We start from the raw sequence: 19329 nt of genomic DNA on the forward strand, positions 1-19329 counted from the left end.
GCGGACCCGGCCGACCCGGTGGCCGCGGCCGACGGGCACCGGCCGGCCGCGGCGTCAGGACCGCGCCGGACGGCGCCTGCGGTAGAGCGTGACGCGGTCCGCGTGGCCCAGCCAGCGGACCGTGGGCCGGCAGACGGCCTCGACGGCCCAGTGGCGGCGCAGCTCCGCGAAGAAGGCGGCGTCGGCGCACATCCCGCCGGGGCCCTCGCCGACGTAGAGGAACAGCTCCCCGCGGTAGGCGCGCAGGGCCCGTGCGGCCATCGGGTCCGCGGGAGGGGGCCACACCAGCAGCAGCGTGTGCCCGGGGTGGCGGCGCACGGCGTCGGCCGCCGCGAGCGTTTCGACCTCGGCGTAACGGAAGCCGTGCGTGAAGCCGTTCCCCTCGACGGGATGCAGGTCGGTGGCCACGACGCCGACCCCGGCGAGGGACAACTGCCGTGCCCAGTAGCCGGATCCGGCGCCCACCTCCACCAGGGGCGCGCCGCCGGTGACGGTCCCGATCCACYCCACGGCCGAGGCGGTGCACACCGCCCAGCTGTAGAGACCCGCGAGGTCCTGGCGGCGCAGCATCAGCGGGGACGCGGGACGGTCGCCCGGCAGGTGGTCGAAGACCTCGATCACCGGGCCGTCGGGTCCGGGCGCGCGCAGCGCCGGGTACCACAGCAGCGGCACCATCTGCGGGTTCCGGTCGGCGAGCAGCAGGTCCCGCTCGGGGAGCAGCTCGGCGAGGGAACGGAACGCGTGCCCCCAGCCCGGCAGCATCACCGTCGGCGTGGCCTCCCACATCGCCTGCAACCGGGTGGAGAGCTCGACCAGCCTCTCCACCACGGTCGGACCGGCCGCCGGGGCGGCCAGCGGATCGCTCATGCGGGCGGCTGCTACGACAGGTACCCGTGCCGGACCTCGGCCAGGGCGTCCTCGGCCGGGGCGGCGGGAGGGGTCAGCATCGCCATGTGCGCGACGACGCTGATGCCGTCCCGGTCGGCCGGGGCGGCCGGGCTCGCGGAACCGGCGGTGGCCGCTCCGGTGAGCGCGGCGACGGCGGCCGCGACGACGGCGGCGTTGCGGGTGGTCGTATTCATGCGTGGTCCCCCAGAAGTCTCACGTGGAACAAGAAATGATCTTCAGCAATCAGCTTACACAGCGCGTGACTTGGTGATGCGGACGCCCCTGCGCCCCGGTTCGTACAGCGCCCCCGGCGGCGCCCGGCGGCGCTCGGCGGCCCTCAGCGGCTCTCGGCGCCCTCAGCGGCCGCCCGTGGCTCACTTGGTCCCGCACCCGGCCCCGCCCGCGCCCCGCCACGGGCCGCTTCCTATCCTCGGCCCATGACGGCCACCCTCACCCGCCTCACCGCGCCCGCACTGCGCGCCCACCGCGACGAACTCGCCGCCCTCCTGCGCGACGTCGTCGCGGACGGAGCCTCCCTCGGCTTCCTCACCGGCCTCGGCCACGAGGAGGCCGCCGCCTGGTGGGACTCCCTGCTGCCCACCGTCGAGGAGGGCGCCCTCGCCCTCTGGATCTCCCGGGGCCCCGACGGCCGGCTCGACGGCACCGTCGGCTGGCACCGGGAGACCAAGCCGAACGGCCGCCACCGCGCCGAACTGCGCAAGCTGATGGTCCACCCGTCCGCCCGGGGCCGCGGCACCGCCCGTGCCCTGCTCGCCGAGGCCGAGCACCAGGCCGCCGTCGCCGGGATCGTCCTGCTGTTCCTCGACACGGAGACCGGCAGCCCGGCCGAACGGGTCTACCGCGCGGCCGGCTGGACCGAGGCCGGCACCATCCCCGACTACGCCACCGACCCGGCCGGGCGGCTGTGCCCCACGACCCTCTACTACAAGCATCCCGATCGGGCCGCCGACCGGAGGTGACCTCACCCGCCACGCCGCGTTAGACCCCGTAGCGCGGAACGCCGAGCGAGGGAGACCGTATGTACGCAGCAGCAGCAGCAGCAGCAGCCCGACCGAGCCGCCGCACGGTCCTGCGTACGGCCTTCACCGCGGCCGTGCTCGCCAGCACGGCCGCGGCCCTGGCCCCCGTCCTGGGGGCCCGGCGCCCGCGCCAGACCCTCACCCCGGCGCCGCTCACCGAGGAGACGTACCGCGGCCGCCACATCAGCGTCGACCTCGCGGGGGCCGCGGTGCGCATCGACGGCCGCCCCCTGCACGTCATGCGGCGTGCCGACGGCAGTTACCTCAGCGGGGTCAACCACTTCGAGTCCTTCGCGACCCCGCTGGAGCTGGCCCGTGCCGCCGTCGACGAACTCGGCACCACCCAGCTGGCCCTCGCGGCCCCGCACCACGGCTGACGGACATCCCGGGAGGAGCCCCGCCTTGTACACGCGGCAGAACCAGAAGGACCTGACCGGCGCCCAGAAGAAGCGGTTCACGGCGGCCGTGCTGGAGCTCAAGCGCAACGGCACGTACGACGCGTTCGTGCGGACCCACGACCGGTACTTCGTGCCCGACCGGGACCGCAAACTGCGCGTGGGGCACATGTCCCCGTCCTTCTTCCCCTGGCACCGGCGCTACCTGCTGGAGTTCGAGAAGGAGCTGCGGGCCCTCGACCCGGGGGTGTCCATCCCGTACTGGGACTGGACCACCGACACCAGCCCCGTCTCCTCCCTGTGGGCCGACGACTTCCTCGGCGGCACCGGCCGCGAGGGCGACCGGCAGGTGATGACCGGCCCCTTCGCCTACGAACGCGGCAACTGGACGATCACCGTGGGGATCACCGAGGCCCGCTTCCTCACCCGCAACCTCGGCCGTCCGGACAATCCGATCTCCCTGCCGACCCCGGCCGAACTCCAGTGGGCGCTCGACGACCCCCTCTACGACAGCTCGCCCTGGGACTCCACCGCCGCCGGCGGCGGCTTCCGCAACAAGCTGGAGGGCTGGGCCGCGCCCAAGAGCGAGCGCTGGCGCAACCACAACAAGGTCCACCAGTGGATCGGCGGTCACATGACGGGCGGCACGGCCCCCAACGACCCCGCCTTCTGGCTCCACCACGCCTTCGTGGACCTGCTGTGGGACCGCTGGCAGCAGCAGCACCCCGACTCGGGCTACCTGCCGGCCGCCCCCCTCGCCCCGGGCGACCCCCAGCGGGGCCGGGTGATCGCCCTCGACGAGCCGATGCCGCCGTGGGGCGTCAGCCCGCGCGAGATGTACGGACACCAGGGCGTCTACCGCTACGCGTGAGCTCCCCGCGCCGGGCCCGGTCTCCCGGGCGGGCCGGGGCCGAGGGCATGGGGGAAGGGCCCCCGCCGTCCGGCGGGGGCCCTTCTCATCAGGTCGGGCCGGTGGTCAGCCGCCGTAGCCGCCCTGGGTGTGGTGGTCGCCGTGCTCGCCGCCCGATGCGTTGATGCAGGTGTTGCCGAAGGCGGGGTTCAGCAGGCCGATCACGTTCACGGTGTTGCCGCAGACGTTGACCGGGACGTGGACCGGAACCTGGATGAGGTTGCCCGACAGGACACCGGGGGAGCCGACCGCCGCACCGTGCGCTCCGGCATCGGCAGCCGCCAGACCCGCACCGGCGGCCAGGGCGCTACCGGCAGCAGCGGTGATGACGAACGCCTTTGCGATACGCGACATCAAGATCTCCTCGTGAGATGTGGGGCGCCGCAGTGGTTGCGGCATTTGACATGGCATACAACGCGGCGAGGGCCGAGTGGTCACGGTCCGTAGGCCTAACCGGTGACCGAGAACCGGACGGAGGCGAAGTACTGCCGCACCCGGGTCACCGTTCCGGGCAGCAGGACCGCCACGGCCGGCCCCGCGCAGCGCGGTTCGCGGTAGAGGGTCGCGGTGGCCCGGGTCCGGTTGGTGACGGCCCGGGTGCCGCCGCCCTCCGCCTCGACACAGCCCTTCGGGGAGGCCACGCCGTGGACCCGGTCGTCCTGGCCGACGTACTGGAAGTCGGGCCCGTCGGCCAGGGCGGGGCCCACGGCCCCCGAGAGGCCGGCCGCGGCCAGCAGCAGGGCGGACAGGACGCGTGGTGCGCGGGGGTTCCGAACGGTTCGCATGCCGGTCCAACCCGGACGGCCCCGCCCCGGGTCACGCCTTGTCACCCCCGGCACGCCTGTGCGACCGTGCCCGGAGCGCGGGCGAGGACCGAGGAGAGCACGGATGAGCACAGCGAGCGGCGGCGGACGGCCCCGGGCCGGTACCGCACACGGCACGGTGGAGGGACGGTGGGGCCCCGGCGGGACCGCCGTCTTCCGGGGCGTCCCCTACGCGGCCCCGCCCGTCGGCCCGAGCGCCTTCGCCGCCCCCGGACCCCCGGCGGCCTGGGACGGCGTCCGCGACGCGGGGGAGTTCGGCCCCACCGCCCCCAAGGTGCCCTACCCCGAGACCTTCGCCGCCCTGCTGTCCGACCCGGAGATCCCCGGCGAGGACTGCCTCACCGTCAACGTGTGGACCCCCGACCCGGCGCCCGCGGCCCGGCTGCCCGTCATGGTGTGGCTGCACGGCGGTGCCCACACCCGGGGCTCCTCCGCCGTCCCCGTCTACGACGGCTCCGCCTTCGCCCGCGACGGGGTCGTGCTCGTCTCGGTCAACTTCCGCCTCGGCGTACTCGGGTACGGGCTCTTCCCCGACGCCCCGGCCAACCGCGGCCTCCTCGACCAGATCGCCGCCCTCGAATGGGTCCGGGACAACGTCGCGGCCTTCGGCGGCGACCCCGGCCGGGTCACCGTCTTCGGGGAGTCGGCCGGGGCGATCAGCGTGGGCGCCCTGCTCGCGGCCCCCCGCGCCGAGGGCCTGTTCGCGCGGGCCGTCCTGCAGAGCGGAGCCCCCGAGGCGCTGCCGCGCGAGAAGGTGCGCGCCATGGTCCGCCGGATGGCCTCGCTGCTCAAGGTGCCGGCCACCGCGGCCGCCTTCGGGGCGGCCGGGCTGCCGGCCCTGCTCACCGCCCAGGCTGCCGTCCTGCGTCGCTCCTCCCCGGTGCTCGGCGGCCCCGCCTTCGGCCTGGTGACCGACCCCGCCACGCTGCCCGGCGACCCGCTGGAGGCCGCCGTCGCGTCCGAGGTGCCGCTGCTGCTGGGCTGGACCTCCCAGGAACACCGGCTCTGGCTCGCGCCGACCGGCGCGATGCGGCTGCTGGACCGGCTGGGCCCGCTGACGGTGGCGCTGGGCCGGGTCCGCAGCGGCAAGGACCGGGCCGCCGTACGGGCGCTGCGCGCCGCCCTGCCCGGGGCCGGTCCGGCCGACCTGACCGGGCACCTGCTGACCGACCGGCTGCTGCGCGACCCGCTGCGGCGGATCGCCGGGGCCCGGCGGGCGGCGCCGAGCCACCTGTACGAGTTCGCCTGGCCCAGCGGCGTACCGGGCCTCGGGGCCTGCCACGCCCTGGAGCTCGGCTTCGTCTTCGACACCCTCGGCGTACCGGAGTCGTCCTGGCTGGCCGGGCCGGACGCCCCGCAGGCGCTCGCCGACGAGATGCACGCGGCGTGGGTGCGCTTCGCGGTGACCGGGGACCCCGGCTGGGAGCCCTGGAACGGCAACGGCCCGCCGAAGGTGTTCGGCGGGCCGGAGCCGGAGGCAGTGCGTGCGGAGGCTGCTACTCCACTGGTCCTTCCATGACCTTGCTGATGAACTCGATCGGTCCCTGACCCATGTTCGGCACGTAGGTCTTGGCGTTGTGCTGGCCGCCCGGGATCACTCTCAGGCTGGTGTGGATCGGTCCCTTGGTGTAGGTCGCGACGAACTTCTGCACGTCCGGGAGCGTCTTCTTGTTGCTCTCGTTGTCGCCGACCTGGAAGGCCAGGTAGACGTCCGGGCCCTTCTTGTCGATGAGCTGCTTGGCGAGGAGCTCCGGATTGTTCTCGGCCTTCTCCTTGTCGTGGCCCACCCACAGGGGGGAGTCCGGGACGATGTCCGGTCCGGAGCAGATCGCGGCCTTGAACTTCTCCGGGTACTTGAGCACGGCCTTGAGGCTGGCGAAGCCGCCGGTGGACGAGCCCATGTAGGCCCAGCCGTCACGCGACTTGACCGTGCGGAAGTTCTCCTTCACCAGGTTCGGGACGTCCTCGGTCAGCCAGGTGCCCATCTTGGGCTGCTCCGGGATGTCGGAACCGTCCCAGTAGATGGCCTTGGGTTCGTCCGGCTGCGGGTTGAGCACCGGCATCGCCAGGATGAAGGGCTTGCTCTTGCCCTCGGAGTACCACTGGCTGATGCTCGACTGGAGCTTGAGGTCGGTACCCATCCAGTAGTTGATCGGGTAGCCGGCGCCGCCGGGCAGGGCGATCATGACCGGGAAGCCGCTCTTGGCGAACTTGGGGTCGTTGTACTCCTTCGGAGCCCAGATCCACACCTTCCCCTTGAAGCCGGACTTCTTGCCGTCCAGCTCGGTGACCGCCACGTGGGTGCCGTCCGACAGGGTCGACGCGTTCTTGAACTGGGCCGTCGGGTTCGTGGGCATCAGCGCCTTCGAGTTCGGCGCCTGCTTGGGCGCTCCGCCCTTGTCGCCCGCGGGCTTGCCGAAGGACACGGCCTCGCCCTTGTCGGTGAACGGCGGTATCTCGAAGTAGCTCATGGCGCCCGCGGCGATGCCCGCGAGGGCCAGGACCGAGACTCCGGCGATGATCCACTTCTTCGCCTTGGACTTCCGGCGCGGGGGCTCCTCGCCGTAGGGGGGCTCGTACTGGTCGTACTGCTGCCCCTGCTGCTGGTGCTGCTGCTGGTAGGGCGGCTGCTCGTAGCGGGGCTGCTGCATCGTGGGGGCCTCGTACCCCTGGTCCTGCTGCCCGTAGCCGTTCTGGCCGTAGGGGGCCCCGCCCTGCTGCGGCTGCCCGTAGCCGGGCCGGCCGTAGGGCTGCTGACCCTGCGGGGGGCGGCCCTGCGGGGGCTGCCCGTAGGGAGGCTGGGGCCGGCCCTGGGGCGCGTACTGCGGCTGGCCCTGCTGTCGGCCCTGTTGCTGACCGTACGGGGGCTGCTGCGGGTACTGCCCTTCCGGCCGGTACGGCGGCTGGTACTGCCCGTCGGAATCGTGCGACATCTGCGGTGGTCTCCGGCTGTTGCTGCCCCGTTTGGGGGTGGACTGCTTCCGTTCGAATGATGAACGATAGTCCGTCCGGGTTCCCCATTTTTACTTCTCTTGGCTTTTCCCGGGGGAGGCCGTTACCCGTCGCCTGGTGGGCCCGCGCTGTTCCCGTGCTGTTGGTCCACCGTCCCTGGCTCATGCACACGGCCCTGGGTATGGTGCGTCCGCGCCGCCACCCCCAGACCCCCTCACGCCCGGAGGTACGTCCCGTGTTTGGCATGACCATTTCATGGTCCCGTCGCAAGGCCGCCCTGGCCACCGCCTTCGCCGTCACCGCCGCCGGTACCGCGCTCTGGGCGGGCATCGGAGCCGCACAGCCCGCCCACGCCGCGGCCCTGCCCGCCCCCGACCACGTCGTCGTGGTGGTGTTCGAGAACCACGCCTACAGCCAGGTCATCGACAGCTCCAGTGCCCCGTACATCAACTCCCTGAAGACGGGCGGAGCCAACCTCACCAACTCCTTCGGCGTCACCCACCCGAGCCAGCCCAACTACCTCCAGCTCTTCTCGGGCTCCAACCAGGGCGTCACGAGCGACAGCTGTTACACGCCCGGGTTCAGCTCCGCGCCCAACCTGGCGTCCGAGCTGATAGCCGCCGGCAAGAGCTGGGCCAGCTACAACGAGACCCTCCCCAGCCAGGGCTCCACCACCTGCTCCAGCGGCAACTACGCCCGCAAGCACAACCCCTGGTTCGCCTTCTCCAACGTGCCCACCAGCACGGCCAGGACGATGACGCAGTTCCCCACGGACTACACCACCCTGCCCAAGGTGTCCTTCGTCGTCCCGAACCTCTGCAACGACATGCACGACTGCTCCGTCGGCACCGGCGACACCTGGCTCAAGAACAACCTCAAGGCCTACGCCGACTGGGCCAAGACCCACAACAGCCTCCTGGTCGTCACCTTCGACGAGGACAACCGGCTCGCCGGGAACAAGATCCCGACCGTGCTCTACGGCCAGCCCGTCACCCCCGGCTCCACGTCGAGCACCACCTACAACCACTACGACGTGCTGCGGACGCTGGAGGACCTGGCCGGGCTGACCACCCACGCCGGGAACGCCGCCACCGCCACCGACATCACGGGGATCTGGACCTCCTGACCATGTACGTCGCGGACTCGCGCGCGAACAACGCGCCCGCCGTGCTCCCCGAGTCGCAGGCCGTCGCCCCGGGCACCCGCCCGGGGCGGCGCGCCGCCCTCGCCCCCACGGTGCTCGCCCTCGGCACGGTCAGCCTGATCACCGACGTCTCCTCGGAGATGGTCACGGCCGTGCTCCCGCTCTACCTCGTCGCCGGACTCGGGCTCTCCCCGCTCGGCTTCGGCCTGCTCGACGGCGTCTACAACGGCGTCAGCGCCCTGGTCCGGCTCACCGGAGGCCACCTCGGCGACCGCTTCGGCCGCCACAAGGCACTCGCCGGGATCGGCTACGGCCTCTCCGCCCTGTGCAAGCCGCTCCTGCTGCTCGCGCACACCCTGCCCGCGATCGGCGCCGTGCTCGCCCTCGACCGCACCGGCAAGGGCCTGCGCACCGCCCCGCGCGACGCCCTGATCTCGCTGGCCGCCACCTCCGAGGACCGCGGCCGGGCCTTCGGCGTGCACCGGGCCATGGATACCGCCGGCGCGCTGATCGGGCCGATCCTCGCCTTCCTCATCCTGCGCGGCGCCGCCGGCGGCTACGACGCCGTCTTCACCGTCAGCGCCTGCGTCGCCGCCCTGGGCGTCCTGGTGCTTGTGCTGTTCGTACCGGGCCGCCGCGCCGTGCCCGCCCCCGACGCCGAGCCCGTCTCCCTGCGGGCCTCCCTCGGCCTGCTGCGCCGCCGCGACCTGCGCCGGATCAGCCTCGGCGCCCTGCTGCTGGGCCTGTGCACCGTCAGCGACGCCTTCGTCTTCCTGCTGCTCCAGCGCGCCACCGGAATCGCCGACCGCTGGTTCGCCCTGCTCCCGCTCGGCACCGCGGCCGCCTTCTTCCTGCTGGCCCTGCCGCTCGGCCGGCTCGCCGACCGCGTCGGCCGCCGCCGCGTCTTCCTCGGCGGTCACCTCGCGCTGCTGCTCGTCTACGGACTGCTCCTGGCCGGCGGCGGGCACCCGGCCCTGCCGTACGCGGTGCTCCTGCTGCACGGCGGCTTCTACGCGGCCACCGACGGCGTGCTCATGGCCGAGGCCGCCGGAGCCGTTCCCGAGGAGCACCGCGGCGGCGGGCTGGCCCTCGTCCAGACCGGCCAGGCCCTCGCCCGGTTCGCCGCCTCCCTCGGCTTCGGAGCCGCCTGGACCCTGTGGGGAGCCCGCCCGGCCCTCGCCGTGGCGGCCGTGCTGCTCGCCGCGGCCGTCGCCTGCTGCCTCCGGCTCCGCCCCGCCTGACCCCGCCGCACCCCCGAAAGGCCCCGATGACCGCCACGCCCCCCACGACCACGCCCCCCGAGGCCCCGTCCCCGGCGACCCCGTCCCCGATGACCCCGCGGCGCCGGATGCTGATCCTGGTGAGCGCGGTCGTCCTGCTCGCGGCCGTGGGGGTGCTCGCCTTCGTCCGCGCCTCGTCGCGGGCCGACGAGAAGAACCACGCACGGGCGGGCGGCCCGGCCGTCTCCCACGGCGAGGTGACCCTGGCCCCGGACGGCGGCGGGCGGCGGCTCGTCTTCCGCAACATGGCCTGGGGTCCCTTCCGCGACGAGCTCGCCACCGTCCCGGCGGACGCGCCCGAGGGTCCGCGCACCGCCTCCGGGGTGAAGTGCCTGCGCTTCCACTCCGCCGGGGGCACCGGGATCTGCCTCCAGGCGGAAGCGGGCGCCGTGCAGGAGAGCTACCGGGCGGTGGTGCTCGACTCGCGCCTCAAGGAGATCACCGACCGCCCCCTGGCCGGCATCCCCACCCGCGCCCGGGTCTCGCCCGGCGGCCACCTCGTCGCCTGGACCGTGTTCGTGGGCGGGGACTCGTACGCGGGTACCGACTTCTCCACCCGCACCTCACTGCTGGACCTGCGCACCGGGAAGTACGACGCGTCCCTGGAGGACTTCACGATCCGCAAGGACGGCGAGACCTACCGCAACGCCGACGTGAACTTCTGGGGGGTCACCTTCGCCGCCGACGAGAAGACCTTCTACGCGACGCTGGCCACCGGCGGTCACACCTACCTGGTCCGGGGCGATCTGGCCGCGCGGACGGTGACCACCCTGCGGGAGAACCTCGAATGCCCCTCGCTGTCCCCGGACGGGACCCGTCTGGTGTTCAAGAAGCGGGTGCCCGGCCTGTCGGCCGACGCCCCGTGGCGCCTCTACCTCCTCGACCTGGCCTCGATGAAGGAGACCCCGCTCGCCGAGGAGCGCAGCGTGGACGACCAGGTGGTGTGGAGCGACGAGCGGACCATCGTCTACTCCCTGCCCGGCGACTTCGGCGCCGACCTGTACACCCTGCCGGCCGACGGCAGCGGAGCCCCCGCCCGGCTGATGCCCTCGGCCCTCGCCCCGGCCTTCCTCGGCTGAGCCGCGGAGGAAGGCCGGGAGGGGTCGCAGCACCGTTACGCCGGGATCAGCGTCTTGCGCCGGCGCTTGCGGGGCTGGGCGCCCGACATCCGCAGCTCGATGAGGGCGCGGACGGTGGGCCACTCCTCGTCGAGCACGGAGTAGAAGGCCGTACTGCGCACCGCGCCGTCCAGCCCCCGCGAATGGGCCCGGCGGACCCCTTCGCAGGTGAAGCCGAGACGTTCCATCGCCGCCCGCGAGCGCCCGTTGCGGGCGTCCGCGCGCAGGGAGATGCGGCGCACGCCMCAGGTCTCGAAGGCGTGGCGGAGCATGAGCAGCTTGGCCTCGGTGTTGATCCCCGTGCCCTGGGCACCCGGCGACAGCCAGGTGTTGCCGATCTCGGCGGCATCGGGGATCGCGGTCGCCGGATCCCCGAAGGGGACCCCCGGCACCGCGGGCCACACCAGCGGACCCTGCCAGTAGTCGAGTTCCAGGAACCGGGTCGAACCGACGACCCGCCCGTCAGTGGCTCTGACCACGGCGAACGCAAGCGATCGACCCGCTGCCTGATCTGAGAGGGCGCGGTCGATGTACTCGTGGGACGCCTGCAACCCGTGCGGCACGGGAGTGAAGGCGTAAGTCGTACGATCCTCGGCACCGGCCACGGCCAGGGCCTCGGTGTGGTGGGGGGCGAGGGGCTCAAGCCGCACGGAGCGGCCGACGAGGAGTACGGGTACGGGCACGGAGCCTTCGGTCCTTCTGGGCGGTGGGGTGGTTGCACAGTCTGCGCTCCTGACGTCACCCCCCGCGCAAAACGCGGGTGAAAGGCAACGGGCTGTCAGGTGAACGCGAGTGGCTCAATGTAGCCCCTTAAAGTCCTCTCATGAACCCCCAATTTGGCAATGGCGCGGCATCGTTTTTTGATGACTTTGGTCCGCGCGACGGAGAGCCCGTGATCCTGCTCCACGGACACCCGTTCAACCGCTCGATGTGGGTGCCCCAGGCGACTGCCCTGACGGCTGCGGGATACCGAGTCATCGCCCCTGACCTGCGAGGATACGGGGAGAGCCCGGCTCTGGAGGAGAAGACGACGCTCGCCCGCTTCGCCGATGACGCGGCCGCGCTGCTGGCGGATCTGGGAATCGAACAGGCGGTCGTCGGCGGAGTGTCCATGGGCGGGCAGATCGCTCTGGAGGTCAGGTTGCGCCACCCGGGTCTGGTACGGGCGCTCGTGCTCAGCGACACCTCCCCGGCGCCGGAGACGCCGCAGGGGGTGAAGTTCCGCAGGGAGCTCGCCGAGCGGCTCCTGGAGGAGGGCATGGCCCCGTACGCGGATGAGGTCATGGACAAGATGCTGGCCCCCTACAACCTCATCGCGCAGCCCGGGGCCGCCGCCCGGGTGAGCGCGATGATGCGCGCCACCGACCCCAGGGGGGCGGCCGCGGCCCTGCGCGGACGGGCGGAGCGGCCCGACTACCGGCCCGTACTCGCGGCGCTGCCCGAGACGGTGCCCTGCCTGGTGCTGGTCGGCGCCGACGACGTGTACACCCCGGTCGCGGACGCCGAGGGCATGTGCGCCCTCGCCCCGCACGCCCGGCTCACCGTGATCGAGGGGGCGGGCCACCTGCCGGGAGTCGAGCGGCCCGAGGAGTTCAACCGGGCGCTGCTGGAGTTCCTCGCCGCCCTGTGACCGGCCGCCCCCTGCCGGCCGGGGGCCGGCCGGGGGTATCCGGCGGCCCAGCGAGGTGGCCCATCGAACCCACCCCCTATTGGACCATCCGAACGGGCCATTCCGCTGATCCAATGGACCGGTGACGATACGCTTCCTGCCCGCCCCCGGCGCCCCGCGCCGCCTGGCCGCCGCCCAGTTGAGCAACTCGGTCGGCGACGGCGCCTACTACGTGTGCTCGGCCCTCTACTTCACCCGGGTGGTGGGCCTCTCACCCGCCCAGATCGGCCTGGGCCTGACCCTCGCCTGGGCGGTCGGCTCGGTCGCCGGGGTCCCGCTGGGCGCCCTCGCCGACCGACGGGGACCGCGCGGTACCTCGGTGCTCCTGGCCCTGGCCACCGCCGCGTCCGTGGCCTCCTTCCTGTTCATCCGGTCCTACGGGGCCTTCCTGTGCGCCGTGGTCCTCTACGCCGTCTCCCAGTGCGGTCTCGCGGCCGCCCGGCAGGCGCTGCTCGCGGGGCTCGTCGCCCCGGCGGAGCGGACGGGGGTGCTGGCCCACCTCCAGTCCACGCTCAACGCCGGACTGGCCCTCGGGGCGGCACTGGGCGGACTGGCGCTCGGCGCCGGCACCGAGCGGGCCTACCTCGTGGTCTTCGCCCTGGACGCGCTGAGCTTCCTCGGCTGCGCGGCCCTGCTGGCGACCCTGCCCGCCGTGCCGCCCGTCCCGGACCGGGCGGCGGGGGCGCCCCGGCTGGCGGTGCTGCGCGACCGGCCGTACGCGCTGGTCACCCTGCTCAACGCCGTGCTGCTGCTGCGGATGCCGCTGCTCAGCCTGGCCATACCGCTGTGGATCGTGGAGCGAACCCAGGCTCCCGRCTGGCTGGTGTCGGCGCTGTTCGTACTCAACACCGTGGCCGTGATGCTGTTCCAGGTACGGGCGGCGCGCCCTGTGACCGACCTCGACAGCGCCACGCGGGCGCTGCGGGTCTCCGGGCTGGTGATGGCCCTGTCGTGCGCCGTGTTCGCCGCCTCGGCGCTCCCGGGGGCCGGATGGGCCGCCGCGGCACTGCTCGTACTGGGCGCCGCACTGCAGGCCGACGGCGAGATGCGGCAGTCGGCCGGGTCCTGGCAGATCGGCTTCTCGCTGGCTCCCGCCGAGCACATGGGCCAGTACCAGGGCTTCTTCGGCACCGGGGTGCCGGTGGCCCGCACCCTGGGGCCGCTGCTGCTGACCTCGCTGCTCCTGCTGTGGGGGATCCCCGGCTGGCTGCTGCTCGGCGCCCTGCTGCTGGCCGCCTCCTACGCGATGGGCCCCGCGGTGCGCCGGGCCCGGTCGGCCGCGCCGGCCGAGGACGTCCCGGCCGGGGGCGTGGCCGCGTAGAACGCCCGGGAACCCCCGCCCCGGCTCCCCACGGCCGACCCGGCCGAGGGGACCCGGGCCGTCGGCTGCGATCATCCGTCCATGGACGACGTACTGCGGCGACTGGCCGCCGTGGGCCCCTTCTTCACCGTCGCGCACGGCGAGGGGCCGCCCGGCCCCGGCTTCCGGCCGCTCGGCGAGCTGTACGGGGAGCACCTCGCGCCGTACGTGGCCGAGGTCGGACGGCGGATCGGCAGCGGTCCGGGCCGGGTGGCGGCCTCGACCGCGCAGTTCGGGATCGCCTCGCGGCTGTGGTCGCTGGGCCTGGGCTGCGCCGCGCTCGGCAGCGAGGTCCCCGACCTGGACCCCGCCCGGCTGTGGTGGCGCCTGCCCGCGGCCGGCTCGCTCGAACTGTGGCTCCCCGAGCCGGCCGCCCGGCCGGCCGCGGCCCTCGGCGAGAGCGTGCTCGGGAACCTGGCCGTACTCGACGCCGCGCTGCGCGAGCGGTACGGGGTCTCGGCGAAGGTGCTGCGCGGCAACGCCGCCTCCGGGCTCGTCGGCGCGCTGCGCGTGCTGCTCGACCGGGTCCCGGCGGAACCGGCCGTCGAGCTGGCCGGCGCCCTGCTCGCCGACGGCGGGCCCCTGGCCGGCACCGGCACCTTCGTCCACGAGGAGGGGCTCGGGGTGGCCTTCGTACGGCGCAGCTGCTGCCTGTACTACCGGGTGCCCGGCGGCGGCCTCTGCGGGGACTGCGTGCTGCGGACCAGGTAGCCGCGCCGCGGCCCGGGGCCGTTCGGAGCAGCCGGCGGTGCCGCGGCCGGGCGGTCCGCCGGAGCATCGCCTAGCGTCCGCTGCATGAACGCCCCCACATCGAGGACTCCGGGCGGAGTGTCCCGTCGCGCCGCGCTCACCGGTCTCGCCGCGGGAGCCGGCTCCCTCGCACTGCCGGGCACGGCCCAGGCCGCGCCCACCGCTCCCTCCCCGTCCGCGGCCGCCGCCGATCCCACGCCCGGGGCCATGAAGCTCTTCGCCGATCCGGGCTTCGACTTCGCCGGGCTCCTCGCCCTCGGCGCGGCCGGGATGCGCGCCTCCGAGGTCGGCGAGGTGCTGACCGCCGTCAACGCGGTCAACGCCGCCGGCCCGTCCGAGCAGAGCTACACCGACACCTTCCGCGCCTGGGGCGACCGGCTCGCGGCGCCCCCCGCCGCGGGGCGCCACGGAGGGGAGGTCCCCCCGCAGACCCGCCGCTTCCGCTCGCTGCGCGCCGCGCAGTACTACGCCCAGGCCCTCTTCTACGTGCTGGGCACCACCTCACCCGCCGACGAGAAGGCGGTCTACCTCGCCGGACGCGCCGCCTGGGACGCCTTCACCGGGCTGTGCTCCCCGGCCGCCGTCCGGGCGGAGGTCCCGTACGGGGGTACGCACCTGCCGGTGTGGTTCTTCCGCCCCGAGGACCCCGCCCGGCCGCGCCCCACCGTGATCCTCACCAACGGCAGCGACGGGCAGAACGTGGACATGTGGACCTACGGGGTGTCCGCCGCCCTCGACCGGGGGTGGAACGCCCTCGTCTACGACGGCCCCGGCCAGGGACAGCTGCTCTTCGTCGAGGAGATCCCCTTCACCACCCGCTGGGAGAAGGTGGTCACACCGCTCGTCGACTGGCTGGTGGCCCGGGGGGACGTGGACGCCGGCCGGATCGCCCTCACGGGCCTGAGCATGGGCGGCAACCTGGTCGCCCGTGCCGCGGTCTTCGAGCACCGCCTGGCCGCCGTGGTCTGCCAGCCGGGCTGCCTCAGCCCCTGGCTGGGCTTCGACAAGGAGCTGCGCGACGTCGTCATGCCGGACAAGGCGGAGACCAACCGGGTCTGGAACGAGGACGTGGTCCCCGAGCTGACCCCGCGGCTCGCGTTCACCGTCAAGAAGCGGTTCGAGATCTTCGACCGGCAGGCGCTGCGCCAGGCGCGCGCGGGCAAGGTGCTCACCGACCTCTGGACGCCCGCGCAGGTGGCCATCGGCCTCGACGTCACCAGGCTGGTCCCGAAGATCAAGGCGCCGACGCTCGTCCTGGACTACGACTTCGAGCAGTTCTACCCGGGGCAGCCGCGGCAGATGTACGACCTGCTGCGCTCGCGGCGCGAGTACGTGAAGATGACGGAGGCCACCGGGGCACAGTTGCACTGTTCCCCGATGGCCCCGCAGCAGCACTGCGACGTCGTCTTCGACTGGCTGGACGGAACGCTCCGCCCGGACCGCTCCTAGAAGGTGAGGTTCCAGGAGTCGATCTTGCCGGTGTCGCCGCCGGCGTTGTCGTTCACCCGCAGCTTCCAGGTGCCGTTCGCGACCTCGGAGGAGGCGTTGACGGTGAAGACCTGGTTGATGTTGTCGGTGCCGCCGCCCGCACGGTTGTGGACCGTGTAGACGGAGCCGTCGGGGGCGACTAGGTCGACCTTGAGGTCACCGATGTACGTGTGCACGATGTTCACGCCGACCTTGAGGGTGGCCGGGGCGTTGCCGGTCACTCCGGAGACGGTGATCGGGCTCTCCACGGTGGTGTTGTCACCGATGGCGACGTCCGCGGTGTTCTCGAAGTACTTGCCCGCGGGCGGGGTGGCGCCGACCGCCTTCAGGGCGTCGACCTGGCCCTCGCCGAAGAAGGAGTTGTTCGCGGTCGTACCGGTGCAGCGGCCGTCGGCGGGGCAGGCGATGTCGTTGGCCTGGGTGGCCAGCTTGTCGCGGATCTGCGCCGGGGTGATGCCCGGATTGGCGCTGGCGATCAGCGCCGCGACGCCCACCACGTGCGGGGTGGCCATCGAGGTGCCGCTCTTGGTGCCGTACTTGCCGCCCGGCAGCGTGGAGTAGACGTCCTGGCCCGGGGCCGCGACGTCGATGACGCCCTGGCCGAAGTTGGAGAAGGAGGCCTTGCTGACGCCCGTGCCGTTCGCCGCGACGGTGACCACGCCCGGGAGCTCGGTCGGGATGTCCATGCAGGCGTTGGTGATGGTGCGGGTGACCGGGGTCGAGTCGTTGGGGCTCGCGGTATCGGTCGTCTTGTGCGCGAGGTCGTAGTCCTCGTTGCCCGCCGCGGCGATCTGGAGCGAGCCCTTGCTCTCGGCGTACTCCTGGGCGCGCTTGACGCCCTCGATGATGGCCGCCTGGTCGATGTTGTCCGGGCAGTTGAACTGCCACGGGTCCGTGTAGTAGCTGTTGTTGGTGACCTTGAAGCCGTGGTCACCGGCCCACACGAAGCCGCAGATGGTGTTCTCGGCGAAGAAGAACGAGTTGCCCGGCTCGGCGACGCGCACCGCGGAGATCTTCACGCCCGGGGCCACGCCGACGACGCCCTTGCCGTTCTTGGCGGCGGCGACGGTACCCGCCACGTGGGTGCCGTGGGTGTCCACGTCACGCCAGGCGCCGGTACGGGTGTCGGGCTTGCCGTAGGCGCAGGAGACCGAGTCGGCCGCGTTGAAGTTCGGGGCCAGGTCCTGGTGCTGGTCGTCGACACCGGTGTCCAGGATGCCGACCTTGACCGACGGGGAGCCGGGGGTGACGGCCCAGGCCTGGTCGGCCTTGATCTGGCTCATGTCCGCGCGGACCGGCTCGCCGGCCGCGGTGGAGGCCTGCGCCGGGTTGGCGGGCAGCGCCGGGTTGTAGGCGTCGGCGGGGACGTCCGAGGTACGGGTGGCGCCCACCTGCTGCACCCCGCTGACGCCGCGCATGGTGGAGGCGAAGGTGGCGGAGGTGGAGTGGGCGACGATCACGCCGATCGCGTCGAAGGACGAGAAGACCGTGCCGCCGTTCGCGGTGACGGCCGAGCGGATCGCGGTGCTGTCGCCGGGGGCGCTGATCACGAGGTAGGCACGGGTGCCGGCGGCCCAGGTCGCACTCTGGGAAGCCGGGGCCGCAGCCTTGGGGGCGGCCGCCGGAGCGGAAGCCGGGGCGGAGCCGTTCGGGTTGACGGGAGCGGTGCCGGCGATCGCGGCTGGGGCTCCGAAGGCGAGGGCGGCGCCGAGGGCGGCCGCCATCACCAGGCTACGTCGGGGTCGGCTGGATATGTGGGGTATCAATGCGTCCTCCGATGGCACAGCGGTGCTGTTGGCACCTGCCGGGCCGTACGAAACGAGTGGTGGACGCAAGATGTCAGACGGGCCACCCCGGAGGGAAGTACCTTTTAGCGCAGTGGAGTTACCGGCCGGTTGGCTGAAAATGGTGCTTGGCGGGGGTTCGTCGCCCTTTCGCCTCCCGCAGACGGGGACACCGGCCGGGCTGGGCACCGTGGGGGCGAGCCCTGCCCGGCCGGATCCCGCGGGTGCGCCGGTCAGGCCGGCACACCGTCCTTGGCCCCGGCCGACGGGTCGGCGGAGGGGGTGGTGGAGGGGGTGGCGGAGGAGTCCGTCGAGGGCGCGGGCACCGCGACGGGCGCCTCGTCGGGGCGGGCTCCGTGTCCGTCGTCGATCAGCGTGGATTCGTCGAAGGGCAGCCGGCCCGCGAGGACCTCGGTGGCCCGCTCCCGGTCGAACTCCTTCGTCCACGTTCCGATCAGCACGGTGGCGACGGCGTTGCCCGCGAAGTTGGTCAGGGCACGGGCCTCGCTCATGAAGCGGTCGATGCCCACGATCAGGCCGACGCCGTCGACCAGTTCGGGCCGGTGTGACTGGAGCCCGCCGGCCAGCGTGGCCAGACCCGCCCCGGTGACGCCCGCGGCGCCCTTGGAGGCCACGATCATGAAGAGCAGCAGCGAGATCTGCTCGCCGAGCGCCAGCGGCTTGCCCATGGCCTCCGCCACGAACAGGGAGGACATCGTCAGGTAGATCGCCGTCCCGTCCAGGTTGAAGGAGTAGCCGGTCGGCACGGTGATGCCGGTCACCGGCCGGGAGACGCCGAGGTGTTCCATCTTCGCGATGAGCCGCGGCAGCGCCGACTCCGAGGAGGAGGTCGACAGGATCAGCAGGAACTCCCGCCCCAGGTACCGCAGGAGGGCGAAGACGCTGACGCCCGTACACACCCGCAACAGGGTGCCGAGCACGACGAAGACGAAGAGCAGGCAGGTGGTGTAGAAGCCGATCATGATTACGGCCAGGGACTTCAGCGCGTCGATGCCGGTCGCTCCGACCACCGCCGCCATCGCCCCGAAGGCACCCACCGGTGCCGCCCACATGATCATCGCCAGCACCCGGAACACCAGCTTCTGCACGTGTCCGATCCCGCGCAGCACCGGTTCGCCCGCCGTGCCCATCGCCTGGAGCGCGAACCCGCACAGCAGTGCCACCAGCAGGGTCTGGAGCACCTGGCCCCCGGTGAAGGCGGACACCAGCGTCGTCGGGATGATCCCCAGCAGGAACTCGGGCGTGCTCTGGGCGCCGCCCGCCTTCGCCTGGGCCTCCCCGGCGTGCCGGGCGGCCTCGGTCAGGTGCAGCCCGCTGCCGGGCTCCAGGAGGTTCCCCACGACCAGCCCGATCGCGAGGGCCACCGTCGACATGACCATGAAGTAGCCGAGGGCGAGTCCGCCGACCGCGCCCACCTTGGCGGCCTTGCGGACCGAGCCGATCCCCAGGACGATCGTGCAGAAGATCACGGGCGAGATCATCATCTTGATGAGGTTGACGAAGCCGGTGCCCAACGGCTTGAGCTCGACGGCCACGCCGGGAGCGGCGAAGCCCACGGTGATGCCGAGCAGCACCGCGGCGATCACCGCGATGTAGAGATAGTGGGTCTTGTCGCGCCTGGCGGCCACGTCGCCTCCTGGTGGTGAATGTGTTCCGGGAGACCATCGCCCACCCTGTGACCCCGGTCACCCTTGCGTTCATTGAGT

At 73.0% G+C, this 19329-nt stretch carries 19 protein-coding genes; 11 read left to right on the top strand and 8 right to left on the bottom strand.

Going from position 1 to position 19329, the window contains the following annotated elements:
- Positions 1-54: 54 nt before the first annotated feature.
- Both AB4039_RS06605 and AB4039_RS06610 read right to left on the bottom strand, forming a co-directional pair.
- A complete protein-coding gene (locus tag AB4039_RS06605) occupies positions 55-867 on the bottom strand; it encodes a hypothetical protein (protein WP_442270242.1) in 813 nt (270 codons plus the stop codon).
- Between the two features lie 11 nt (positions 868-878).
- Positions 879-1082, bottom strand: coding sequence for a hypothetical protein (locus AB4039_RS06610; RefSeq protein WP_442270243.1), 204 nt, complete (start codon positions 1080-1082; stop codon positions 879-881).
- A 243-nt stretch (positions 1083-1325) separates the two neighbouring features.
- Here AB4039_RS06610 and AB4039_RS06615 point away from each other — a divergent pair, with 243 nt between their 5' ends.
- The 3 genes from AB4039_RS06615 to AB4039_RS06625 are packed head-to-tail and all read left to right on the top strand — an operon-like array spanning position 1326 to position 3194.
- Positions 1326-1868: a GNAT family N-acetyltransferase gene (locus tag AB4039_RS06615; protein WP_266847287.1), complete on the top strand. Its 543-nt coding sequence runs from the start codon at positions 1326-1328 to the stop codon at positions 1866-1868.
- A gap of 59 nt (positions 1869-1927) precedes the next feature.
- Positions 1928-2305 carry a tyrosinase family oxidase copper chaperone gene (locus AB4039_RS06620; RefSeq protein ID WP_442270244.1) on the top strand — a complete coding sequence of 126 codons (378 nt, stop codon included), beginning with the start codon at positions 1928-1930 and terminating at the stop codon, positions 2303-2305.
- A gap of 25 nt (positions 2306-2330) precedes the next feature.
- Complete coding sequence (locus AB4039_RS06625) at positions 2331-3194, top strand: tyrosinase family protein (RefSeq protein ID WP_442270245.1); 864 nt, start codon at positions 2331-2333, stop codon at positions 3192-3194.
- A gap of 105 nt (positions 3195-3299) precedes the next feature.
- Here the strand turns inward: AB4039_RS06625 and AB4039_RS06630 are convergent, their stop codons facing one another.
- Together AB4039_RS06630 and AB4039_RS06635 are read right to left on the bottom strand one after the other, a co-directional pair.
- Positions 3300-3587 carry a chaplin gene (locus AB4039_RS06630; protein ID WP_266847292.1) on the bottom strand — a complete coding sequence of 96 codons (288 nt, stop codon included), beginning with the start codon at positions 3585-3587 and terminating at the stop codon, positions 3300-3302.
- 95 nt (positions 3588-3682) lie between these two features.
- Positions 3683-4018 carry a hypothetical protein gene (locus AB4039_RS06635; RefSeq protein ID WP_442270246.1) on the bottom strand — a complete coding sequence of 112 codons (336 nt, stop codon included), beginning with the start codon at positions 4016-4018 and terminating at the stop codon, positions 3683-3685.
- Between the two features lie 103 nt (positions 4019-4121).
- Between AB4039_RS06635 and AB4039_RS06640 the strand changes: the two genes are divergently transcribed.
- Positions 4122-5576, top strand: coding sequence for a carboxylesterase/lipase family protein (locus AB4039_RS06640; protein ID WP_442270247.1), 1455 nt, complete (start codon positions 4122-4124; stop codon positions 5574-5576).
- Here AB4039_RS06640 and AB4039_RS06645 read toward each other — a convergent pair.
- Positions 5554-6990: an alpha/beta hydrolase gene (locus AB4039_RS06645; protein ID WP_442270248.1), complete on the bottom strand. Its 1437-nt coding sequence runs from the start codon at positions 6988-6990 to the stop codon at positions 5554-5556. The two genes, AB4039_RS06640 and AB4039_RS06645, sit on opposite strands and share 23 nt — an antisense overlap.
- A gap of 263 nt (positions 6991-7253) precedes the next feature.
- Between AB4039_RS06645 and AB4039_RS06650 the strand changes: the two genes are divergently transcribed.
- From AB4039_RS06650 to AB4039_RS06660, 3 genes are all read left to right on the top strand, one after another.
- Positions 7254-8135, top strand: a complete 882-nt coding sequence (locus AB4039_RS06650; RefSeq protein WP_266847089.1) for an alkaline phosphatase family protein — start codon at positions 7254-7256, stop codon at positions 8133-8135.
- A gap of 2 nt (positions 8136-8137) precedes the next feature.
- Complete coding sequence (locus AB4039_RS06655) at positions 8138-9394, top strand: MFS transporter (protein WP_442270249.1); 1257 nt, start codon at positions 8138-8140, stop codon at positions 9392-9394.
- An 89-nt stretch (positions 9395-9483) separates the two neighbouring features.
- Positions 9484-10512, top strand: a complete 1029-nt coding sequence (locus AB4039_RS06660) for a hypothetical protein (RefSeq protein ID WP_266847169.1) — start codon at positions 9484-9486, stop codon at positions 10510-10512.
- A gap of 35 nt (positions 10513-10547) precedes the next feature.
- Here AB4039_RS06660 and AB4039_RS06665 read toward each other — a convergent pair whose 3' ends face one another.
- Complete coding sequence (locus AB4039_RS06665) at positions 10548-11234, bottom strand: GNAT family N-acetyltransferase (RefSeq protein WP_442270250.1); 687 nt, start codon at positions 11232-11234, stop codon at positions 10548-10550.
- Between the two features lie 140 nt (positions 11235-11374).
- Here AB4039_RS06665 and AB4039_RS06670 point away from each other — a divergent pair, with 140 nt between their 5' ends.
- The 4 genes from AB4039_RS06670 to AB4039_RS06685 all read left to right on the top strand — a co-directional run bounded on the left by AB4039_RS06670 (position 11375) and on the right by AB4039_RS06685 (position 15779).
- Entirely contained in the window at positions 11375-12181 is an 807-nt protein-coding gene (locus AB4039_RS06670) for an alpha/beta fold hydrolase (RefSeq protein ID WP_266847094.1), read from the top strand.
- A 121-nt stretch (positions 12182-12302) separates the two neighbouring features.
- Positions 12303-13541 (top strand): MFS transporter, encoded by a 1239-nt coding sequence (locus AB4039_RS06675; RefSeq protein WP_442270251.1) that lies wholly within the window; start codon positions 12303-12305, stop codon positions 13539-13541.
- An 81-nt stretch (positions 13542-13622) separates the two neighbouring features.
- The gene (locus AB4039_RS06680; protein WP_442270252.1) at positions 13623-14291 is read left to right on the top strand and encodes a (2Fe-2S)-binding protein; all 669 of its coding nucleotides are present in this window, start codon (positions 13623-13625) and stop codon (positions 14289-14291) included.
- Between the two features lie 84 nt (positions 14292-14375).
- Positions 14376-15779 (top strand): alpha/beta hydrolase family protein, encoded by a 1404-nt coding sequence (locus tag AB4039_RS06685; protein ID WP_442270253.1) that lies wholly within the window; start codon positions 14376-14378, stop codon positions 15777-15779.
- Here the strand turns inward: AB4039_RS06685 and AB4039_RS06690 are convergent.
- Both AB4039_RS06690 and AB4039_RS06695 read right to left on the bottom strand, forming a co-directional pair.
- Positions 15776-17545, bottom strand: coding sequence for a S8 family serine peptidase (locus tag AB4039_RS06690; RefSeq protein ID WP_266847101.1), 1770 nt, complete (start codon positions 17543-17545; stop codon positions 15776-15778). The two genes, AB4039_RS06685 and AB4039_RS06690, sit on opposite strands and share 4 nt — an antisense overlap.
- A gap of 290 nt (positions 17546-17835) precedes the next feature.
- Complete coding sequence (locus AB4039_RS06695; RefSeq protein ID WP_442270254.1) at positions 17836-19251, bottom strand: cation:dicarboxylate symporter family transporter; 1416 nt, start codon at positions 19249-19251, stop codon at positions 17836-17838.
- Positions 19252-19329: the final 78 nt, after the last annotated feature.

Origin of the sequence: Streptomyces sp. M-16, assembly GCF_052114405.1 — a bacterium.
GTDB lineage: Bacteria > Actinomycetota > Actinomycetes > Streptomycetales > Streptomycetaceae > Streptomyces.